This window comes from Phycisphaerae bacterium (genome assembly GCA_024102815.1).
In the GTDB taxonomy this organism is placed as follows: Bacteria; Planctomycetota; Phycisphaerae; order UBA1845; family UBA1845; genus JAGFJJ01.
This window is the reverse complement of the sequence record JAGFJJ010000079.1, coordinates 12,250-35,646: the sequence shown is the minus strand read 5'-3', so window position 1 is coordinate 35,646 and position 23,397 is coordinate 12,250. Positions and strand designations below refer to the sequence as shown.

Genomic DNA, 23,397 nt, shown 5'->3' with positions numbered 1-23,397 from the left:
GTGCCGTCCCGAGAACCTTCGTGGCACTGACCGCGGCCGAGCGGATCATAATGGTCGGAAAGCCGCTTGCATGCGGCGTTTTCCAAATGTCAGAATCTTGTCAGATTGGTGCGATGGATATTCGCGGGGTCCGCGTCATACTCTCGCCTTGTATGGAACGCCGAACACGCATCCTGCTCATCGAGGACGAGCCCAAGGTGGCCGAGGCCGTACGAACCGGTCTGGGGGCGCAGGATTTCGATGTCACGACCGCTGTAACGGGTGAGGAGGGTCTCGTGCGGCTGACCGCCGAGCCCTTTGAACTGCTCGTGTTGGATGTCATGCTGCCGGGGCAGGATGGGATCGAGGTGCTGCGTGGGCTGCGGCAGAAGGGGGACAAGCTCCCGGTGTTGATTCTCACGGCGCGCGACGCACTCGAGGATCGTGTACTCGGTCTGGATTCCGGGGCCGACGACTATCTCGTGAAGCCTTTCGCCATCCCTGAGCTCGCGGCACGCGTCCGGGCGCTTCTTCGCAGAGGAAGCATGGAGAGCCCGCCTCATCTTGCCTGTGGGGATCTGCACGTTGACGTCCCCGCGCGACGTGCGAGGCGCGGCGACTGCGAGCTTTCGCTCACGGTGCGCGAATTCGAGCTCTTGGTCTACCTGCTGCGACACCAGGGGACGGTTGTCACCCGGGGAATGTTGGCGCGCGACGTCTGGCAGCAGACGCGACGTGCGACCCCATTGGACAATGTAATCGACGTGCAGGTCGCCCGGCTCCGACGGAAAGTCGACGACCCTTTTGCGACGCAACTCATTCATACGGTACGCGGGATGGGCTTCGTTTTGCGGGAGGGGGAAGCATGACGGCTTTCCGCAGTATCCGCGTCCGCCTCACGCTCTGGTACACCCTGGCGCTGGTTACGCTGCTCACATTGTTCGCGGTGGGCGTCTACGGAGTCGTGCGGATTCGGTTGTCGGAGCAACTTGGCGAGCGACTGAATACCCAGTACGCCGCCCTCGAGCAGAGTCTTCGCGAAGAGCCGGACCCCGAGGAGCGTGAAACCGAAGAGCTCGAAGAGCTCGAACGCATCGGACTGACAGAAGCGTTCGTCATCTACCAGGATGACGAGATGTTCTATCGTAGCCGCCTGTGGCCTGCGCAGCTTGCAGAGGTAGATACCGAGCCTAGTTCGGGCGTTGCACGGCAGTCTGAGACCGCCTTGGACTTCCGCGTGCGCCGTGGACGCCTGGATTGGCATGGACATCGCTACGAGATTGCGGTCGCGGTCAACGACACGGATGTGAAGAAGACGCTGCATAGTCTGGCCATCATCCTTGCGACAGGGTTGCCGATGACGGTGATGCTCGCGGTGGGCGGCGGCTGGTGGCTGGCGTCGCGCGCGATGCGCCCGGTGGCCCACATCGCTGCTCAGGCCCGGCAAATCAACGCTGATCGGCTTTCGGAGCGCCTTCCCGTCGACAACCCGCACGATGAAATCGGGGAGTTGGCGACAGTGTTCAACGAGATGCTGGAGCGTCTCCAGGATGCATTCGCACGCGTGAGGTCGTTTGCGGCGGATGCGTCTCACGAGTTACGTACGCCGTTGACCGCGCTGCGCAGCGTTGGCGAAGCGGCCATGCAGCATCGCGACAACGCCAGCTCATACCGTGAGGCCGTGGGCAGCATGCTCGAGGAGGCGACTCGCCTCGTCAGCCTTCTGGACAACCTGTTGGTACTGACGCGCGCTGAAGCGGATCGCGCCCTCGTACGCCCTGAGAAGTGTGATCTTGGCCTGCTCGTTCACGAGGTTGTTGAGTGCATCGGCGTGCTCGCGGAGGAAAAAGGCCAGGAATTGTCTGTGGAGGAAGCGGTTGGTGTCACGGTTTGGGCCGATGCCACGCTCGTGCGACAGTCTGTTTTGAATGTGCTCGACAACGCGATCAAGTTCACGCCGGTTGGTGGTCGCATCGAAGTTCGCGTCGGCTCTACGCCGATGGCGGGCGCGGTGGAAATTCGCGACAGCGGACCGGGCATCGCCGAGGAACATCGCGAGCGGATTTTCGAACGCTTCTACCGCGTGGACAGTGCCCGCGCATCGGAACGAGGATCCGGGTTGGGATTGCCAATCGCCCGATGGGCGGTCGGCGCCAATCGCGGGCGAATCGAATTGGAAACCGAGGTTGGCGCGGGAAGTACGTTTCGACTGTTTTTCCCCATACGTGATGGAGGGCAGCCATGAATGCACCACGACGAAAACGATGGGTGATTATTGGAATGCTGGTGTGCGAAGTCGTGCTCGCCCTGCCTGCCCTGGCCCAGGACCGGAAACAGCTCCTGCGCGACAGCAAAGTTGACTTGGTGCAGGCGGTTGAGGCCGCCGAGCGCGACGAAGATGAGGAGAACCAGGAGCTCCATTTGGACCGCGACCATACGCGCGACTACACTGAGTCTTTTCACGTTGAGTCGCGAGAGTTTGTTTCAACCGGCCGCAATCCATTCTTTGTTCTGGAATCCGGCTACCAGTTGGTGTTCAATGGACAGGAAGGGCGTCACACGGTTGTACTGACCATTACCGTGCTCGACGAGACGCACAAGATCGGTGACGTCGAAACGCGCGTCGTCGAGGAGCGCGAGATCAAGGATGGTGTGCTTGCTGAGATCTCGCGGAACTACTTCGCGATCTGCAAACGCTCCAATGACGTGTTCTACTTCGGCGAGACAACCGACGAGTATCGCGATGGCAAGGTCGTCGGGCACGAGGGCGCCTGGGAGGCCGGCAGGAACAACGCGCGGCCTGGTCTGATGATGCCGGGCACGCCCTTGATCGGGTCACGATTCTATCAGGAAATCGCGCCAGATGTGGCCATGGATCGGGCGGAGATCATCAGCCTGTCAGCAACATTGAAGACACCCGCTGGAGACTATGTCGGCTGTCAGAAGGTCGAGGAATCCACGCCCCTCGAGCCAGGCGTGCGAGAGTTCAAGCTCTACGCGCCCGGAATCGGGTTAGTCAGTGATGGAAACCTGTTACTCACGGCCATCAAGCGGCCGTAAGAAGTTTTCCGGGACGCTTGCGCCGGGAGCGAAGACTTGGGCGATGGAAAAATACTCGGGATGGAGACGATCACCGCGGCGGCTCTCCTGGTGACCGGCTGCGCATATGTCGACCCACGTCCGGATTACGCCCGCGCCGGCCGGTTGATCGAAGAACGAACGGCCGCCGAGGTCGTCTACGATCCTGCCAAAGACGAAGCAGCGGCCGCCTGTGTTGGTGAACGCCTCGTGGACGGGTTGACGGTTGATGAAGCAGTGGATGTTGCCTTGCTCAACAATCCATCACTACGGGCGTCATTTGCCGCACTGGCTGCATCGCGCGCCGATATCGTTCAGGCGGGTATGCTTACAAACCCGTCATTCTCGCTCGGATTGCAATTCCCCGAGGGCGGGGGCCGATCGAAGATCAATCTGGGGTTCGCCCAGCAAGTAGCCGACCTATGGCAGATTCCGGTGCGGAAAAAGATTGCGGAAGCGGACCTCGAGCAGGCGATCTGTGACGTGGCCGCCAAGGGGCTGGCAACTGCCGCCGAGGCACGCAAAGGCTGCTTTCGTCTGTTGGCGGCGGAGCAGGTGCTCGCAACGTTGCAAGAGGGACAGGATCTTGCCGAGCGCGTGCGATCATTAGCCGATGCGCAGTTCAAAGCCGGTGAAGTAAACCGGCTCGACCTCAGCCTGGCGCAGGTTGCGGCACTCAATATCGATCTCGAACTGCTCTCCATCGAACGACAGCGTACCGCCGCCCGACTTGACTTGGCGCGCACGCTCGGGTTGTGCCGGGATGAAGGCGCGTGGGTTTTGGTCGGAGGTTTGCCTTGTCCGACGATGCCGATTCCCGATGACGGTGCTCTCGTCACTACGGCCCTCCTCCAGCGTCTTGACGTTCGATCCTCTTTAGCAAACGTCGCCCGGGCCGAAACACAAGTCGCCCTCGAACACCGCAAGGTGTTCTCCGATGTTGGTGTCGGCGTGGATTTCGAGCGACCGGACCAGCGTTCGCTTCCCGGCCGGAAGGTTTTCGCCGATACCGTGCGTTCTTCGATTGCTGCGGGCCAATTGACGGCCCCGTCGATTCAATCGCGCGGCGAACGTCGGATCGAGAAGGCACAGATCATCGACTCACTGCTCGGACCGTCGCTGACGATAACCGTGCCTCTGTGGGATCAGAACCAGGCCCAGATCGCCAAGGCCCGCGCTCTCGCGCTGCAGCAGCGACACAATCTGGAAGCCTTGCTGGACACCGTTGTGACCGAGGTGCGCCAGGCGGCTGAAACTGCCAGAACCGCGCAGGCGCAGGTCGAGCTCTACGAGGATCAGGTGCTTCCTGAAGCGGACCGCAACGCCGCGCTGGCGCTCGATCTTTACCAGGCAGGCGAAGAGAGCATTCTCGCCGTCCTGGACGCACAGAAATCGCGTCTGCGGCTTCGGCAGAGCTACGTGGAATCGCGGCGGGATTGTGCGACAGCGTTCGCCGACCTTGAGCTGGCCTTGGGTGGCCGTCTTGACGCGATTGGCGTCGCCACGAACAACGACACCGGCGCTACGGATGAGGAGAACTGAGGGATGGTATTACGACGCTCGTGGCGCAGGACTGCAGGTCTTGCCGCTCTTGCAATGTTGACGGTCGTCCTGATGGGCTGTCTGCCATCTGATGGCACAGGGGCAACGGATTCTCAGGCTACTGTAGAGGGGTTACGAACGTTTGTAGGGGATTTCGTACGAGAGGTGCTGCAGGCGACACTGTTATAATCGATGCCTGAAATATGACAGGAAGACGCTACAATGCGTGGAATTTCGTTGGCAGTTTTCATGCTTCTCACAGGAATGGCCGCCGGTGCCGGGATCGTCTGGTTTGGTATTGGCACCTTGAGTCCTTCGAGCAGTTCAGCGCCTGGCGACAAGGCAACAGCGAGTGACGTTGCGCCGAATGCCGCTCAAGCGTCAAGTCTCGATGCGGCGGGTGAGGTCGTGGTGAGCCTTGACGTCGAGACGCAAAAGCGGATCGGCCTGTCGACCACGGTCCTTGAGGGAGCGACACATCGACCGTACGTACTTGCGTACGGCGTGCTCCAGGAGGACCCTAGCCAGAGTTTTTCGCTTCACGCGCCTGCCGCCGGTACGGTTCGCGCGGCTGATTCAGGCAAGTGGCCTGACATTCACGCTGCGGTAGAGAAAGGAACTCTCGTTGGCGTCGTTGAGCCGCGACTGACACTGACCGAGCAAATCGACCTCAGCGCACGCCTGACGCAGGCCCGTGCCGATGCTTCAGAGGCGGAAGCCGCCCTCGCATCAGCCCAATCGTCGTATGAGCACAAAAAGGCCCTGAACATCCAGAATAAAGCCGTCTCGGATCGGGCGGTCGAAGAGGCACGAGCTGCGGTACAGTCACAAGAGGCCCATTTGGAGGCCGCAAGGCGCATCGTCGCGCTTATGGAAGCGGCGCAAAACCCGTCCGACAGAGCCGACCAGGCATTTGAGCTCAGAATTCCGCTCGCAGGCGAAGTTGTGGACATCCCGATGCGCCCGGGCGAATCCGTCGAACCCGGTCAGTTGCTATTGCGCGTAGCCTCGTTTGACCCACTGATCGCACGGGTCGAGCTCCCGGTTGGTGTGGTATTCGATCCGTCGGCAACGAGTGCCATCGTCGAATTGATCGGCACGGAGAAAAAGGTGCCGGGTCGGCGGGTCGGTCTGGGAGCATCACTCGATCTTGCTGCGCACGGCACGGCGCTGTTGTATCGCATCTCGAACGCCGAAGGTGCGTTTCGCCCCGGAGCGCCCGTTGTCGCTCGAGTCCCGGCGCCCGGGCACGAACAGGAAGGAGTACTGATCCCCCGCGCGGCCGTCGTCCGTCTCTTCGGACGCATGTGGGTTTACGTTGCAGACGCTGACGGCACGTTCATCCGCCGGCTGCTAAATGATGGTGAGTGGCTTGATGACTCGTGCTTCATCAAGGAGGGCTTCTCGCCGGGTGAACGCGTTGTCACGGCAGGCGCGCAGGTATTGCTCTCCCGGGAATTGAAGACCCAGATCGAGCGCGAGGAGGCGGCGTCCGAGTAAGGCAATCTTCCGTGCAGAGGATCCCGGTCCGTTATGCTCCAGACCATCGTCTCAACGTCCGTGCGCCATCGCGGTGTACTCATGGTCTTGGCCGTTCTGCTGCTCGGCTATGGCCTCTATGTCGCCGGGCACGCCAAGCTCGATGTCTTTCCCGAATTCGTTCCGCCGCAGGTAGTGATCCAATGCGAGGCGCCCGGTCTGGCGCCGGAGCAGGTTGAGACGCTTGTCACTCGGCCGATCGAGACAGTAGTCGGCGGAATCAGTGCACTGGAATCGACTAGATCCCAGTCCGTCCAGGGACTCGCAATCGTCACCGCGACCTTCCGGGAGGGTACGAATATCCTGACCGCGCGGCAGATGCTTGGTGAGCGTCTGGCCGAAATCGCGAGCGAACTACCCCAGGGCGTGCAGGCGCCGAAGATGGAGCCGCTCACGTCGGCGACGATGGATTTGCTCAAAATCGGCTTAACCGCTGCTGGAAATAACGATGCGGGTGTCCTTCCTCCTACGCCGATGGAGCTGCGTACGTTCGCCGATTGGGTCGTCCGGCCGCGACTCCTCTCTGTACCGGGTGTGGCAAGTGTAAATGTGTACGGCGGCGATGTGCGACAGCTACAAATCGAGGTTCTTCCCGACCGTCTTACAGCACTGGGAGTAACGCTCGACGATGTGCTCGCGGCCTCCCGTGCGGCCACTGGCGTTCGTGGCGCTGGATTTGTTGAGACTCCCGCCCAGCGCATCGTGCTGCAGAGCGAAGGTCAGGCCGTTACGCCGGACAAAATCGGTGAAACCGTCATTATGCAGCGAGGCTTGCAGATCATTCGGCTGCGTGATGTGGCCCGCGTTCGCAATGGAGCCCAGCCAAAGGTCGGAGACGCACTGTTCCAGGGCAGTCCCGCCATACTTATTGCGCTGCTCAGCCAATATGGGGCCAATACGCTGGAAGCGACGCAGGCGGTCGAGGCGGCACTAGACGAGCTCGAACCAGGCCTGCGTACAAAAGGAATCGCCCTGCACCGGGGATTATTTCGCCCGGCCAGCTTCATCGAATCGGCCATTCATAACATCAATCATTCGCTACTCATCGGTAGCATTTTTGTGGCGATCGTGCTGTTTCTTTTTCTCTGGGACCTGCGTACCGCCTTCATTTGTCTGACCGTGCTGCCACTGTCTCTACTGGCCGCAATCGTGCTGCTCGTTCATTTCGGTGCAACGCTTAACACAATCACACTAGGTGGATTGGTCATTGCGATCGGCGTCGTCGTTGATGACGCCATCATTGACGTTGAAAACATCTATCGCCGGCTGCGCGAGAATGCCGAGTCCGGGACACCACGCTCCGCTTTCCACGTTGTGTGCGATGCCTCGATGGAAGTGCGCGGCCCGGTCGTTTATGCGACGTTCCTGGTGGTTCTCGTATTCGTCCCCGTGCTGACGATGTCCGGGTTGCAGGGAAAGCTGTTCGCGCCGCTGGCGTGGGCCTACATTCTTGCAGTGCTAGCTTCACTGGGCGTGGCGCTGACCGTCACACCGGCGATGGCAATGCTGATGCTGCCACAGCGAACCAAGAACACGCGCGAGCCGCTGTTCATCAAGGGGTTCAAGGCCGGCTATTGCGGGCTGCTGCAAGGCGTCATTGGGCACCCCCTGGCCGCGATCGTCCCGGTAGTGCTGCTCTGTGGCATGGCCTTCTGGCTTGCCCGGGGGTTGGGCGGCGAGTTCCTTCCCGAGTTCCGTGAAGGTCACTTTGTTACGCATATGAACGCCATTCCCGGGACATCGCTTGCTGAATCGCGGCGCCTCGGCAAGCAGGTCGCCGATGCGCTCTTGAAGATCGATCATGTCCTGACCGTGCCCCAGCAAATCGGCCGCGCCGAACTCGGTGAGGACCCTTGGGGTCCGAACCGTAGCGAATTCCACATTAACGTCACGCCCAATCTCGGCAGCGGTGAGGACGACGTGCGGGAAGCAATCCGCGGCGTTTTCGAGCAGATCCCCGGGACCACGAGCGATATCACGACATTCCTTGGCGACCGAATCGGTGAAACGATCTCCGGCGAGACGGCCGCCGTCGTCGTAAGCGTTTTCGGCGACGACCTCGATGTGCTCGATCAGAAAGCCGACGCCGTCCGTGGGGTTCTCGCACGGATACCCGGCGCTGTTGGCGTGCAGATCGCAGCCCCGCCCGGCACGCCACAAATGCGAATTCAACTCCGAAACGACCGACTGATGCAGTTGGGCTTCCGTCCCACGGAGGTCCTTGACGCTGTTGAGACCGCTTTCCAGGGAACGACCGTTGGTCAGACTTTCGTCAATGGACGCGTCTTCGACGTGGTCGTAATACTGGATGAGTCTCAACGGAAGGAGCCGGAGGCCATTGGCGACTTATTGCTGGCGAGTGCTACCGGGACGCGCGTCCCGCTTTCCGAACTGGCGGACATCTTTGGCACGCAGGGACGGGCCATGCTCCTGCACGACGGCGCGCGGCGAAGACAGGTGATTACCTGCAACGTCGTGGGACGCGATGTGGCCTCCTTTGTGGCCGATGCCCAGGCGGCCGTTGCGCGGCAGGTTACCTTTCCTGCGGGAACCTACTCGGTATTCAGTGGCGAGGCTGAAGCCCGCGCCAAGGCGCAGCAGGAGTTGCTACTGCACAGCGGGCTGGCTGGCATCGGCATTATCCTGCTGCTCTTGATCGTGATGCACAACCTCCCGAACCTCTTGCTTGTGCTTGTCAATCTGCCATTTGCACTCGTTGGCGGTATCGCGGCGGTCTACATCACAGGCGGGTCGATTTCGATCGGCGGCCTGGTGGGCTTTGTGACCCTCTTCGGCATAACGACACGAAACTCGATCATGCTGATGTCCCACTATGAGCACCTCGTCACGAGCGAGGGACAATCCTGGGGGCGCGCGACCGCCATTCGAGGTGCTGCGGAGCGCCTCGTGCCGATACTGATGACAGCCCTTGTCACCGGACTTGGGCTTCTGCCGATCGCCGTCGGTGCCGACGCCGCCGGCCGCGAGATCGAGGGCCCAATGGCGATCGTCATTCTTGGCGGGCTCACGACCTCGACCCTGCTCAACCTGCTCGTCCTGCCAATCCTCGCGCTGCGTTGGGGCCGGTTTGCAGCCGCGCATGGGGATGTCTCCTAGCGAGGGCTGCGGCATCCGAGCCGGGCTACTTGCGCAAACGGCAATCTGACGACACCGGGAACGGTCAGCGCTATCCGCAAACGCCGACAACGATTCACGCGCCGACGCCTCCGTCACCATCGTTGTGTCCAACGCCGCCGCTTCAGGCAGCCTTGCTGCCGTAAGAAGTTGAATCGTGGGTGCCAGAGAGGCGACTTCGAGGCTCAGGTGACGCACCTCTGGCACCCGATTTCCGACTCATGTGGGGCCTCATTCCCTTGCCAGGAGCCCCAAAGAACAAACGATCGACTGTGACGGGTGGCGTATGGTTCAATGGGTGAAGAGCGGCTGGCTGCAGGTAAATGAACGCCGCACGGAAGAAGTCGCACATCGTATTCCTCGATACAATGAGCTTTCTCGATTTACCCAGATTCCGCCGCAACTGCTCCGCCTACCACGCCGGCGCCTCGCGTCTCGGCGTCGGTCGCCCAGCGGATGGACCCGTCGGGCCGGCCCCGTCACCCATTCCAGCCACTCTTCCAGCGTCTGGCCGTCTCGGAGTTGGTCGCTTGGCGCCCAGCCGGAGCGACGCACCTCCTCGATGTAGTCCTTCGACAGGCGGTACTGATGAAACGCATCGGCCGCCATGTGCATGACCTCCACCCTGCGCCTCTCCTCCGCATATGCCTCCGCCAGCCCGTCACGCATGCAAACGCGAAGCGTGCGTGAACCGATCCATCAACCCTTGGTTACCCTTCCAAACGAGACGGCTGGATGGATTCTTCGGGATGCACAGCCCAGGCTGGGCCGTCCGAGTAACAGCGACGGATCGTTCGTCGACGTTCTCGGTTGTTTCCAGATCGTACACTTCGTATGACGCCGCAGTGTAATCCTGGACGCATCTCGGTCGTCGTGCGGTGGATTATCGGAAGCTCCGCGTCGAAGGCGTATCGGCCAGCGCCAAAGCGGGGACGCAACGGTCGCGCCGGCATGCAGATTGCGCCCATCGTAATCGCGGCATCGGGTATGGGACGAATGAATGTACCTGCCCCGGGGCTTCCGGGCGCGCATTTCGTTGTCCATCAGTCCGGTAGGGAGGTTATCGCTGTCTAGACCGTCGGGAATACAAGATGAGTAGGCGAAAAATCCAACGCGATTCTGATCGGACGAAGAAGAATTTTTGGCCCGAGGATTTCGAGGTCTCCGAAGGCGAATCTGCGGCGCCTCCGAAGAAGCAACCTCCCAAGCCGTCGTTTCGCCCGGAGCTTCTTGAACCCCGCATCTTCTTGTCAGCCACGTGGGTCGACACCGACTCCGGCGACCCACTGGAAGGAGCAACCGAGGGCAACGACACCTATACGGGAACGACCGGCGACGACATCGCGGACGCGCTCGGCGGCAACGACACCATGGATGGGGATGACGGGGCCGACAGCCTGTTCGGCGGCGCCGGCAACGATACGCTCAGCGGCGGCGATGGCGCGGACATCCTTGACGGCGGCGCGGGTGACGATCAGCTCCTCGGGGGGAAAGACAACGATGTCCTTATCAGCGGCGGGGGCTCAGATACCCTGCACGGCGATCAAGGTGACGATACATTCCGCTTCACCGGAGCCCAGGACGGCGATGTCATTACGGTGGTCGGCGGCGCCAACTCGGACACCATCGATCTGTCCGCGTACACAAACGACAAGGTGACCGACGATCGGTCGACCATCACCGTCGATCTCGGTAGTGGTCAGGCGTTTACCATCAACTACAGCCAGATCGAGACCATCGTCACGTCGGAAGGTACATACGCGCCGGGGGACTTGGGTGTGAATACGGCTCCCACCGCGATCGATGACACGGTGTCGACGACAGAGAACACGGCGGTGACGACTGGAAACGTCCTGGCCAACGACACGGACCCGGACAGTGACGCCCTGAGCATCACCGGATTCACGCAAGGATTGAGTGGTTCGGTGGTGAACAACGGCGATGGCACGTTCACCTACACGCCCGATGCCGACTTTACGGGAACCGATACGTTTACCTACACGATCCATGACGGCCACGGCGGCACTGACACCGCAACGGTTAGCGTAACGGTTGATCCGGTCAACAATGCTCCCACCGCCTCGGCCGGAAACGCCACGACTGACGAGGACATTGCGGCCACGATCACGCTGTCCGGTGCGGACATCGACACCGGCGACGAAGTTGAAAGCTATCGCGTCGACACGCTCCCCACCAACGGCACGCTGGCGCTTGACGGTGTGGCGATCAGCGCGGGCGACGTCGTTACCCAGGCGCAAATCGACAGCGGCCTGCTGACGTTCGAGCCCGACGCCAACTGGAACGGCTCGACCAGTATCACGTTCAGCGCCAACGATGGCGATGTGTGGTCGGACAGCCCGGCCACGTTTGGCATCACCGTGAACGCCGTCAACGATGCTCCTACGGCATCGGCCGGAAACGCCACGACCAACGAAGACACCGCGGCCACGATCACGCTGACGGGGGCAGACATCGACGCCGGCGACGCCGTGGAGCAGTATCGCATCGACACACTCCCCACCAACGGTACGCTGTCGCTTGACGGTGTAGCGATTAGCGCGGGCGACGTCGTCACCCAGGCTCAGATCGAAAGCGGCCTGCTGACGTTCGAGCCCGACGGCAACTGGAACGGCTCGACGAGTTTCACGTTCAGCGCCAACGACGGCGACGCCTGGTCGGACAGCCCGGCCACGTTCGGCATCACCGTGAACCCCATCAACGATGCACCGGCGGCGACTGCTGGAAGCCTGACCTGTAGCGAGGATGCTCCGGCGACGGCTGTGACCCTGGGCGGTACTGATCTCGACGCCGGCGACGAAGTTGAAAGCTACCGCATCGACGCACTGCCGGCCGGCGGCACGCTGGCGATTGACGGTGTAGCAATCAGCGCGGGCGACGTCGTCACCCGGGCGCAGATCGACAGCGGCCTGCTGACGTTTGAGCCCGACGCCAACTGGAACGGCTCGACGAGCTTCACATTCAGTGCCAACGATGGCGACGCCTGGTCGGCTGGTCCGGCCACGTTCGGCATCACCGTGAACGCCGTCAACGATGCTCCGACGGCATCGGCCGGTAGCACCACGATCAACGAAGACACCACGGCCACGATCACGCTGACCGGTACGGACATCGACGCCGGCGACGCGGTGGAGCAGTATCGCATCGAGACGCTCGCGGCGAACGGGACACTCAGGCTTGACGGTGTAGCGATCAGCGCGGGCGATGTCGTCACCCAGGCTCAGATCGACAGCGGCCTGCTGACGTTTGAGCCCGACGCCAACTGGAACGGCTCGACCAGCTTCACGTTCAGCGCCAACGACGGCGATGCGTGGTCGGCTGGTCCGACCACGTTCAACATCACCGTGAATCCTGTCAACGATGCGCCGACAGCCACGCCAGGTAGCATCGCGATCAACGAAGACACCGCGGCCACGATTACGCTGACGGGGGCCGACATCGACGCCGGCGATGCCGTGGAGCAGTACCGCATCGAGACGCTTGCGGCGAACGGCACACTCAGGCTCGACGATACGGCGCTAAGCGCCGGAGACATCGTCACCCAGGCGCAGATCGACAGCGGCCTGCTGACGTTCGAGCCCGACGCCAACTGGAACGGCTCGACCAGCTTCACGTTCAGCTCCCACGATGGCGACGCCTGGTCGGCGAGCGCGGCGACCTGGGACATTTCCGTGGCTCCGGTGGCCGACGCGCCCGATCCCGGCGCCGACACGGTTGTCACTGACGAGGATACGCCGATTACGACCGACAACCTGCTCGCGAACGACAATGAGTACGACGGCGATACCATCGCGGTCTACAGCTTCACACAGCCGAGCAACGGTACTGTGTCATACAATGGCGACGGCACGTTCACCTATACGCCCAGCGCCAACTTCCACGGGCCGGATTCGTTCACCTACACGATCGGTGACGGACGAGGCCTGACAGGTACGGCTACGGTCAACATCACCGTCAATTCGGTCAACGACACACCCGAGGCCGAGAGGGATCAAGCGTACGTCGACGAGGATGGCTCGGTGACGACGGGTAACGTGCTTGCCAACGACACGGACATCGATGGTGACGCATTGGTCGTCGATAGCTTCACGCAGCCGGACAGCGGCACGGTAGTCTACAATGGTGACGGGACGTTCTCCTACACGCCGAGCGCCAACTTCAACGGAGAGGACGATTTCGCGGACCATTTCACGTACACGGTGTCCGATGGAAATGGCGGCACGAGTACGGCCAACGTCAATATCCGCGTGGACTCGGTGAATGATGCGCCAGTGGCCCAGGACGATACGTTCACTCCGAATGAAGACACCCTGGTAACAGTCGACGAGATACTTAGCAACGATGTCGATGTGGACGGCGATACGTTGTCGCTGTTCGACTTCACGCAGCCGTCTCATGGCGTCCTGATTTATAACGGCGACGGGACGTTTGCCTACACCCCCGACGCCGACTATACGGGCCCGGACAGTTTCACGTACACCGTCGTCGACGGCAATGGCGGGACGGACACCGGCACTGTCAACCTCAATGTCAACCCGATCAACGACGACCCGTCAGCCACGGCGGATTCAGTGAGCACCACCGAGGACACCTCCGTGGTCATCAGCGGAGTGCTTAACAACGACACCGACGTCGACGGCGACTCGGTCAGCCTGTCCGGCTTCGGTCAGCCCAGCCACGGCGTTGTCGTGGACAACGGTGACGGTACGTTTACTTACACGCCGAATGCCGACTTCAACGGCTCCGACAGTTTTGCCTACACGATCAGTGATGGAAACGGCGGAACCGCCACGGGTACGGTGAACGTCAATGTGATCTCCGTGAACGACGCCGCGAGCCCGGTCGATGACGCGTATGTCACCGATGAAGATACCGCTGTGACCACGGGCAACGTCCTTCTAAACGACACGGACGTCGAAGGCGACGCGATCCAGATCCACAGCTTCTCGCAACCGTCGAACGGCACGGTTCAGTATAATGGCGACGGTACCTTCACATATACGCCCGGCGTGGGTTTCAGCGGGGAAGACTCCTTCACCTATACGGTAACGGATGGCCACGGCACGACCGCGGACGCCACTGTCACGGTGACGGTAAACTCGGTCAACGATGCGCCCCATGCCACGAACGAAGCCTACACCACCGACGAGGATACCGCTGTCACCACGGAGAACGTGCTCGCGAACGATACGGACGCGGACGGCGACCCACTGACCATCACTGGGTTTACCCAGGGCTCCAATGGTGCTGTGGTCGACAATGGCGACGGGACCTTCACGTATACTCCGAACGCCGGTTTCAACGGAACCGATACCTTCACCTACACAGTTGATGACGGCAACGGCGGAACCGACACGGCGACGGTTTCCGTCACCGTCGGAAATCTCCAACCCGACGCCGCTAACGATTCCATCAGCACCACGGAGGACACGGCTGTTACCACTGGAAATGTTCTGGCGAACGACACGGACGGGGATGGCGATCCATTGACCATCACCGGGTTTACGCAGGGCTCCAATGGTGCTGTGGTCGACAACGGAGACGGGACCTTCACGTATACTCCGAACGCCAGTTTCAGCGGTACCGACACGTTCACTTACACCGTTGATGACGGCAACGGCGGTACCGACACGGCGACTGTTACCGTCACGGTCAATCCGGCGGCGCCGGGCAACACGGCCCCCAACGCGGTCGCGGAAGCAGCGACGACGACGGAGGACATTGCCGTCACGACCGTCAACGTCCTGGCGAACGATACGGATGCCGACGGCGATCCACTCAATATCACCGGCTTCACCCAGGCCTCCAACGGGACGGTGGTCGATAACGGCGATGGGACCTTTACGTACACGCCGAACGCGAACTTCGCCGGAGTCGACTCCTTCACCTATACGATTGAGGACGGCAACGGCGGCACCGATACGGCGACGGTCAGCATTACCGTGAACCCGGTGAACGACGCTCCGGTTGTCACGAACGACAGTTTCACCACAAGCGAAGACACTGCGATCACCACCGGGAACGTGTTGGCCAACGACTCGGATCCCGAAGGCGATTCGCTGATTCTGTTCGATTACACACAAGCCTCGAACGGGTCTGTCGTCTACAATCAGGATAGCACGTTCACCTACACGCCCGCCGCCAACTACAACGGAACGGATAGCTTCACCTACACGCTCAGTGACGGACACGGGCATACGAGTTCGGCGACCGTTACCATCAACGTGACCTCGGTGAATGACGCTCCGGATGCCCGAAGCGGCTCTTTGACCACGAACGAGGACACTCAAGTCACCACAGGTGACTTGATCGGGGCGAGTTCCGACGTCGACAATGATACCCTGACGCTCGATAGCTTCACGCAGCCAGCCAATGGCTCGGTTGTCGCCAACGGCGACGGCACCTTCGGCTATACGCCCGATGCGGACTTCAATGGAACCGACTCCTTCACCTACACGATCACCGACGGGAACGGCGGGACCGATACCGCGACCGTGAGCATCAAGGTCAACAAGGTCAACGATGCACCGGCCGCGGTCGACGATTCCGGCGTTGCGAACGAGGATACCGTGCTGACGACCGGCAACGTCCTGGCGAACGACTCCGATGTGGAGGGCGACACGCTGGCGGTCCTGGACTTCACGGATCCGTCACACGGATCCCTGGAGTACAACGGTGACGGGACTTTCACCTACTATCCGAACCGTGACTACTACGGCAGCGACTCCTTCACGTACACGATCGGCGACGGGCAGGGCACGTCGACGACGGCCACGTACAACCTGACAGTCAACCCGGTCAACGACGCGCCCGAGGCCGAAGCCGAGAGCCTGGTGACTGCCGAGGATACGGACGGCACGACGGTCGACGTCCTCGCCAACGACACGGACGTTGACCCCGACACGCTCTCGGTGGGCTCCTTTACGCAGGCCACGCACGGCACGGTGGCATACAATGAAGACGGGACGTTTACGTACACGCCGGACGCCAATTTCCACGGAACCGACAGTTTCACCTACACGGTTGACGATGGTGCCGGCGGTACCGATACGATGACCGTTAGCGTCGCCGTCACTTCGGTCAACGACCTGCCGGTGGCCGTGGCCGACAGCATCACGCTCGATGAGGATACGCAAGTCACGACCGGAAACGTGCTGCTGAACGATACGGATCTCGACAGCGATACCCTGGCACTCACCGGATTCACGCAGCCCCAGCACGGCACGGTGGTGTACAACTACGACGGTACATTCACTTACACACCCGCCGCCAACTACAACGGGACGGACAGCTTCACGTATGACATTATTGACGGGAATGGCGGGACGGCGACCGGCGTTGTCCAATTGAGCATCGCTCCCGTCAATGACGCCCCCACGGCGATCGGAGGCAACTCGATCCTCGACGAGGATACCTCGGCCGTCATCGTCCTCTCCGGGGGAGACATCGACGCCGGAGACGCCATCGAGCAGTATCGCATCGATACGCTCCCGGCCAACGGAACGCTCATGCTGAATGGAGACCCGGTCAGCGCAGGCGACATCATCACCCAGGCCCAGATCGACAACAGCGAGCTGACTTTCGCTCCGGATGCCGACTGGAACGGGTCGACTAGCTTTGTCTTCAGCGCTTATGACGGGGAGCTCTGGTCGGCGGGAGGGACCACCGTCAACATCGTTGCTGCGGTCAGCGATGCTCCGACGGCCGCGGACGAGGTTGTGACGACCCCGGAGGACACGACGTATACCTTCAGTGTCGGCGACTTCAACTTCGCCGACGCAGACGCCGGCGACACGCTGCAGCAGATCCAGATCACGTCGCTGAACAGTGTCGGCTCATTGAGGCTCGACGGGGTGGACGTGACCTTGAATCAGGTGATCTCCGCCACCGATATCAACGCGGGACGGCTTACTTTCGTGCCGGGCGCGGATGCCAACGGTGCGGCATACGATAGCTTCAAGTTCAAGGTGCATGATGGCGAGTCCTACAGCGAGTCGGCCTACACGATAACCGTGGACGTCACCGCGGTGAACGATTCGCCGACGGCGACGGCGGGCAGCGCGAACCTCGATGAGGACACTTCGGCCGTGATTGTCCTAACCGGTGCCGATATCGACGCCGGGGACGCGGTGGAGCTGTATCGCATCGACACGCTCGCCGCCAACGGCACGCTCATGCTGGGCGGAGTTCCGGTCAGCGCAGGCGACATCGTCACCCAGGCTCAGATCGACAACAATGAGCTGACGTTTGTTCCGGATGCCAACTGGAACGGATCGACGAGCTTCACTTTCAGTTCGTATGATGGTGAACTCTGGTCAGCCGGAACAGCCGGTGTCGGCATCACGGTCGACCCGGTCCAGGACGCCCCGATCGCCACCGACAGCAGCGTTGCCGTGCCGGAAGACACGATGTATGCGTTCAGCGCCGCGGACTTCAACTTCGCCGACGTGGACGCCGGCGAAACGATGCAGGAGGTGCAGATCACCTCATTGACGAGCGTGGCGTCGTTGAAGCTCGACGGCGTGGCCGTGACGCTCAACCAGGCGGTTACAATCGATGACATCAACGCCGGACGGTTGACCTTCGAGACCGCATCGACCAACGACAACGGCGCCTCCTACGACAGCTTCGGATTCAGGGTGCATGATGGGTTGGAGTACAGCGCCAGCAATTACACCATGACGGTGCACGTTACCCCGGTCAACGATGCCCCCACGGCCACGGCGGGAAGCGCGACCCTGGGCGAGGACACCAGCGCCACGATCACGCTGAGCGGCGCGGATCTCGATGCCGGCGATGCGGTCGAGCGTTATCGTCTCGATACACTGCCGGCCGGTGGCACGCTGAGGCTGAATGGCAATCCGCTCAGTGCGGGCGATGTGATCACCCAGGCCGAGATCGACAACAGTGAACTGACCTTTGTTCCGAACAACAACTGGAATGGGTCGACGAGCTTCACCTTCAGTACCAACGACGGAGAAGCCTGGTCGGCCGGCGCTGCGACGTTCGACATCAACGTGAATCCCGTGAACGACGCTCCGACGTCCACTGCGGGGAGCATGATTGTTAGTGAAGACGGATCGGCGGTCGTAACCCTCTTCGGTAGCGACATCGATGCGGGGGACGAGGTGGAGAGCTACCGCATCGACACCCTGCCGGTCGGCGGCAGGCTGGCCCTCAACGGCGCGGCGATCAGTGCCGGAGATATCGTCACCCGCGTGCAGATCGACAACGGCGAGCTGACGTTCGAGCCGGACGCTAATTGGAACGGTTCTACGAGCTTCACTTTCAGCGCTTATGATGGCGAAGCATGGGCGGCGAGCCCGGCCGCATTTGCCATCACGGTTACGCCGGTCAACGACGCGCCGACGGCCGAAGCGGGTAGCGTGACCGTCGACGAGGACGTGACCGCAACGATCACGCTGAGCAGCGTGGATATCGATGCGGGGGACGGGGTGGATCTCTATCGGATCGATACGCTGCCGGCAGGCGGAAGGCTGGAACTCGAAGGTGCCGCGGTCAATGCCGGTGACACGGTGACCCAAGCCCAGATCGACAACGGCAGGCTCACGTTCGTGCCGAACGCCGACTGGAACGGCTCGACCGAGTTCACGTTCAGCACCAACGATGGAGAGGCGTGGTCGGCGAGTCCAGCAACGTTCAGCATCTCCGTGAATGCCGTCGCCGACGCGCCCACGGCGACCGCGGGGAGCCTGACTGTCGCGGAGGATGCCGCACCCACGGCCGTGCCCCTGAGCGGGAGTGACCCGGACATCGGCGACAGCGTAGAGAGCTACCGTATTGACACGCTGCCGGCCAATGGCACACTCAGACTCAACGGTATCGCGTTGGAGGCGGGGGACAGCGTTACTCAGGCCCAGATTGACGGTGATTTGCTGACTTTCGAGCCGGATGCCAATTGGAATGGCTCGACAAGCTTTACCTTCAGCACCCACGACGGTGACACCTGGTCCGCAAGCTCCGCCATGTTCGACATCACCGTTAGCGCGGTCAACGACGCGCCGACGGCAACTGCGGATAACGACTCGACGGACGAGGATACTCCAGCGATTATCACGTTAAGCGGCTCGGATCCGGACGTCGGCGACGGCGTCGATCGGTATCGCATCGACACGCTGCCGGCGGGCGGAACGCTGAAACTCGGCGGGGTCTCCCTGAACGCCGGCGACATCGTTACGCAAGCCCAGATCGACAACGAAGCGTTGACGTTCGTGCCGGATGCCAATTGGAACGGTTCGACGAGCTTGACGTTCAGCACCAATGACGGTGAGGCTTGGTCCGCAAGCTCAGCCACGTTCGACATTACCGTGGACGAGGTCAACGACGCTCCGACTGCCGTCGATGAGACCATCACGGTGCCGCAGCATACGCCTTACACGTTCCGAGTCGCGGACTTCGGCTTTGCGGACGTGGATGGTGGGGACGCGCTGCAGCAAATCCAGGTCACGTCGCCTGGTTCGGCTGGGGCACTGAGGCTGAACGGGGTAGAGGTGACGGAGAATCAAATTATCACCGTTACCGACATCAACGCCGGGCGACTGACGTTCGTTCCCGACGCCGATGCCGCCGGTACCGCTTATGACAGCTTCGAGTACAAGGTGCAGGACGGGGAGGCCTACAGCGAATCGGCCTACACGATCACGGTGGACATCAGCGCAAGCGGCTCCGCTTCGCGCACGGTTGCGGAGCTTCCGACAGCAAGAGGTGGCGCGGACCAAACGGTGAGCGAAGGCGATTTCGTCACCCTGGACGCATCGGGGAGCAGCGATCCCGCGGGCAGTGGGCTGACCTACGCATGGATACAGACTGGCGGCCCGGCCGTCACGCTTAGTGATGCGAACGCCGCACAGGTATCGTTTACCGCTCCGGAGAGCCTGAGCAACAGCGAGCTGACATTTCAGCTTCAAGTAAGTGACGGAACGAACACGAGCTCGGACACGGTGACAGTGACGGTTAACGCCGACAATGACGCCCCGACGGCGGTCGCCGGTCCGGACCGGACGGTCGACGATGGTGCGCTCGTCACCCTGGACGCGTCACGCAGCAGCGATCCGGAAAACCAGGGGTTGTCCTACAGATGGACACAAACGGGTGGAGCGGAGGTCACGCTGAGTGATCCCACCGTCTCGATGCCGACATTCAGCGTGCCGGAAGGCTTCGGCGGAGAAACTTTGACCTTCCAGGTTCAGGTCAATGACGGTACCAATATTAGCACGGATTCAGTGAGCATCACGGTGAACCCCAAAATCCGGTCGATCCCGTCGCCGACGGATCCTGCGCCCGCACCCGATTCCGGTAACGGCGCTACTGCCGATCCGGCGGACGCGGAACCAGATCTCCCTGGCCCCGTGCCGGAAATGGGACCGACTCCCGAGCCGACTCAAGATCCGATGGCGCCACCGGTGTCTCCGGTGCTAGGCGGCACGGACCCCGGCGTCACAACCGAAGCACTGCCGGACCCCATGGAGCGCAAGCCGGACCATCTGATGAGCGATGGGTCGGATATGATTGCTCCGGTGGAGTCGACGGAACCAGCCGGCGCCAACACCGGCGAGGCGACCGAGGAGGACGCCACGGAGACGGCGACTACAGGGGGCAATCGCGTACCCTCCGAAGTGGATTACTTTGCGGCGATTGCCGGGCGTGATTACGTGCTCATCCCGCCGCCAGAGTCCGCTGGTGAGGGGCTCGCGGACCGCAGTGATGAATATACCGGCAGCGAGATCAACGTGGTCGGCGGCGGGTTGCCCGACCTACCTCCGGAAGTCATGGCGCAGGGGTTCGACAAGGTGTTCCAGGAAGTGCCTCCGGTATCGGACGCGGATGGTGACTCCGCGACCGTGGGCGGCGATCTGCTGCAGGATGCGGTACCGCACTCCCATGCACGGGGGACGCGGGAGACAGAGAATTCTCTCGTCGTGGATCCGAAAACCACCGATGCCGACCCAGAAGACGGGGCAAGTTCTGAGGCTGTTGCCGAACCGAGCCGACGTGCGGGGTGGTTTGCCCTGTTGTGGAGCCTCGTTCGCGGTACCGGGTGTCCAACCCGAAACGTCGATCCCGTCCCCCAAAAAGGTGCGGGCGACGGAAGATCAATGGATCGGACGGCCAAGGAGTTGGGTTTGGATGACTGACGGAAGAGCGGATTCGCCGATTCTTGGCTGAGTGCGCAGTGCGTTCCTGCCGAAATCAGGAGTGAATTGATGACAAGCCAGGGCCTCAGGCGGCTCGGCGATGCCGATAAAGCTTGAGGAGGCGGCGACAGCATCGGCTGCACGAAGGCCGGAAAAGGCGTGAAAATCATGGTTTTGGTGGACGCACGCGGATTGCCGGTGTCGATCGACACGGTGTCGGCCCAGCGACACGAGAGCCGATTGATACAGCGTCTGCTCGACCTCACGATCACCGAGGAATCGCCGCGGCGCGTAGTCGGCAACAATGCGTACGACAGCGATCAGCTGGACGAGGAGCTGGCCGAGCAGGGCATCGAGATGATTGCCCCGTACCGTTCGAGCCGCAAGATCGAGAACTACACGCAGGACGGCCGCTGCGCAGCCACGACCGGCGCTGGAACGTTGAGCGGGCCATTTCCTGGCTGCAGAACCTCCGCCGGCTGTGCATTCGCTGAGAGAAGTCGACGAACCTGTTCAGTGGCTTTCTTCACCTGGGCTGCACCATGCTGCTGCTCAGGGAGGTTTGGGGGCAGGATCGAGATCCTTGTTTGTTCGGGGTCGCGGCGTCTTGTCGCGATCAGTCGTAACGCTTCCACGCTTGATGTAGCTCGTCGCGAAGACGCTCTCGGAGCCATTGGGGCCTCACGACTTCGGCGTCGCTGCCGAAACCCTTGATCCAGCGAAGGAATTCGACCACGTCGGCTAGGCGAAACGTGGCCAGCAGGTCACCCTTGTTGCCGGTCGTCCGCTCGAACAGCGTTGACTCGGCGTCAGCTCTGGCCAACTGTTGGCTCTCGTGCCAGACGCGTTCCTCGACCAGTGCGGCCGAGGGTCCGCTGAAGCGAACTACAATTTCAATCGGATCACCATCGGCATGGATAATCCCGAAGCTGGCGCGGAAATGCTCCTCGACACTGAACCCGGTCGGGCGGGTGAACCGAGACTCGCTCATGCGGGCGTCGGGGATCCGCGTTACCTTGAGGACGCGTATCCCGCGAGCCCGATGTGATCGCCCCATGACGAAGACATCGCCATCGTAGAGCACCAGGGCGTACGGATCGAACCGCATGGTGTACTCGTCGTCGCGCCACACGGCCCGGTAATCCAGATCAACAGAGCGCTGCTCCCGGATCGCATCGATGAGCGAGCGAATCACCCCGGCGTACGGGGCATAATCCGTGTAGCCGCGGCGCCGGACCGCGACGATACGATCGAGGTCGGCGAAGTGTCCCAGGGCGGGTGCCGGAAGGAGGCTCCGGATTTTCTGGAGGGCTGAAGTGATGCCGTCGGCCAGGTACGTTCCCGCGACCGTCGAGAACATCCTTTCGGACAGATGCAGCGAGACCGCCTCAGTCAGTGACAGAACGAGCGTTCCCGAGCGGAAGAAATCGTGCGGCATCCGCCAGAAGCGCTTCCCGTGCCCGTCCTCCTCGTGCTTGAGGGGGAAGCCGAGTTCCCGAAGGAGTTCCAGGTCGCGCTGAATGGTGCGCTCGCTCACTTCCGCTTCCGCGACCAGCTCGCGTAGGGCCACCCCCTGGCCGCGCGTCTGGAGCATCCGCAGGAGTTTCCACTGCCGCATGACCTGATCTCCACGAGGCATCCGAAATCACACTCCATCTGTGCCGGTTCAGATTCTCGAACGACGCTTGCCATCATAATCGGTCAATTCGAATGACGACACGGCAGATAATCTGACCCAAGGCTGATCGGTCGGGCAACCCTACGCTACCACGCTTCCCGAAGCAGTGTTCGACAGGCAGATCGAGCTGCTCGCCGAGATGATGGAGGCCCAGGCCCCCAATCAGATCGTACCGCTCGAGCGGATGGTTGATCAGGAATTCGCGCCGAGGGCAAGTCCAGCCGTCCAGCCCGAGCTGATGCGCGAGACAGGCGTACTTGGATTCTGAACTTC

The 23,397-nt window shown here is 61.7% G+C and carries 10 protein-coding genes; 9 read left to right on the top strand and 1 reads right to left on the bottom strand.

The window, feature by feature from the left end:
* Positions 1–152 precede the first annotated feature (152 nt).
* The 8 genes from J5J06_20445 (at position 153) to J5J06_20410 (ending at position 22,160) form a co-directional block, all read left to right on the top strand.
* Positions 153–848, top strand: a complete 696-nt coding sequence (locus tag J5J06_20445; protein ID MCO6439466.1) for a response regulator transcription factor — start codon at positions 153–155, stop codon at positions 846–848.
* Positions 845–2,224 carry a HAMP domain-containing protein gene (locus J5J06_20440; protein MCO6439465.1) on the top strand — a complete coding sequence of 460 codons (1,380 nt, stop codon included), beginning with the start codon at positions 845–847 and terminating at the stop codon, positions 2,222–2,224. The genes J5J06_20445 and J5J06_20440 overlap by 4 nt, the downstream gene beginning before the upstream one ends.
* Positions 2,221–3,039, top strand: coding sequence for a hypothetical protein (locus J5J06_20435; protein ID MCO6439464.1), 819 nt, complete (start codon positions 2,221–2,223; stop codon positions 3,037–3,039). The genes J5J06_20440 and J5J06_20435 overlap by 4 nt, the downstream gene beginning before the upstream one ends.
* 36 nt (positions 3,040–3,075) lie before the next feature.
* Positions 3,076–4,599 (top strand): TolC family protein, encoded by a 1,524-nt coding sequence (locus tag J5J06_20430; GenBank protein ID MCO6439463.1) that lies wholly within the window; start codon positions 3,076–3,078, stop codon positions 4,597–4,599.
* 411 nt (positions 4,600–5,010) lie between these two features.
* Positions 5,011–6,099 (top strand): hypothetical protein, encoded by a 1,089-nt coding sequence (locus tag J5J06_20425; GenBank protein MCO6439462.1) that lies wholly within the window; start codon positions 5,011–5,013, stop codon positions 6,097–6,099.
* Positions 6,100–6,132: 33 nt separating this feature from the next.
* Complete coding sequence (locus J5J06_20420) at positions 6,133–9,255, top strand: efflux RND transporter permease subunit (GenBank protein ID MCO6439461.1); 3,123 nt, start codon at positions 6,133–6,135, stop codon at positions 9,253–9,255.
* 1,109 nt (positions 9,256–10,364) lie between these two features.
* Positions 10,365–21,446, top strand: coding sequence for a tandem-95 repeat protein (locus tag J5J06_20415; GenBank protein MCO6439460.1), 11,082 nt, complete (start codon positions 10,365–10,367; stop codon positions 21,444–21,446).
* 159 nt (positions 21,447–21,605) lie between these two features.
* Entirely contained in the window at positions 21,606–22,160 is a 555-nt protein-coding gene (locus J5J06_20410) for a transposase (GenBank protein ID MCO6439459.1), read from the top strand.
* Here J5J06_20410 and J5J06_20405 read toward each other — a convergent pair.
* Positions 22,063–23,064, bottom strand: a complete 1,002-nt coding sequence (locus J5J06_20405) for a transcriptional regulator (protein MCO6439458.1) — start codon at positions 23,062–23,064, stop codon at positions 22,063–22,065. The two genes, J5J06_20410 and J5J06_20405, sit on opposite strands and share 98 nt — an antisense overlap.
* Positions 23,065–23,230: 166 nt before the next feature.
* Here J5J06_20405 and J5J06_20400 point away from each other — a divergent pair, with 166 nt between their 5' ends.
* Positions 23,231–23,392: a hypothetical protein gene (locus tag J5J06_20400; GenBank protein ID MCO6439457.1), complete on the top strand. Its 162-nt coding sequence runs from the start codon at positions 23,231–23,233 to the stop codon at positions 23,390–23,392.
* Positions 23,393–23,397: the final 5 nt, after the last annotated feature.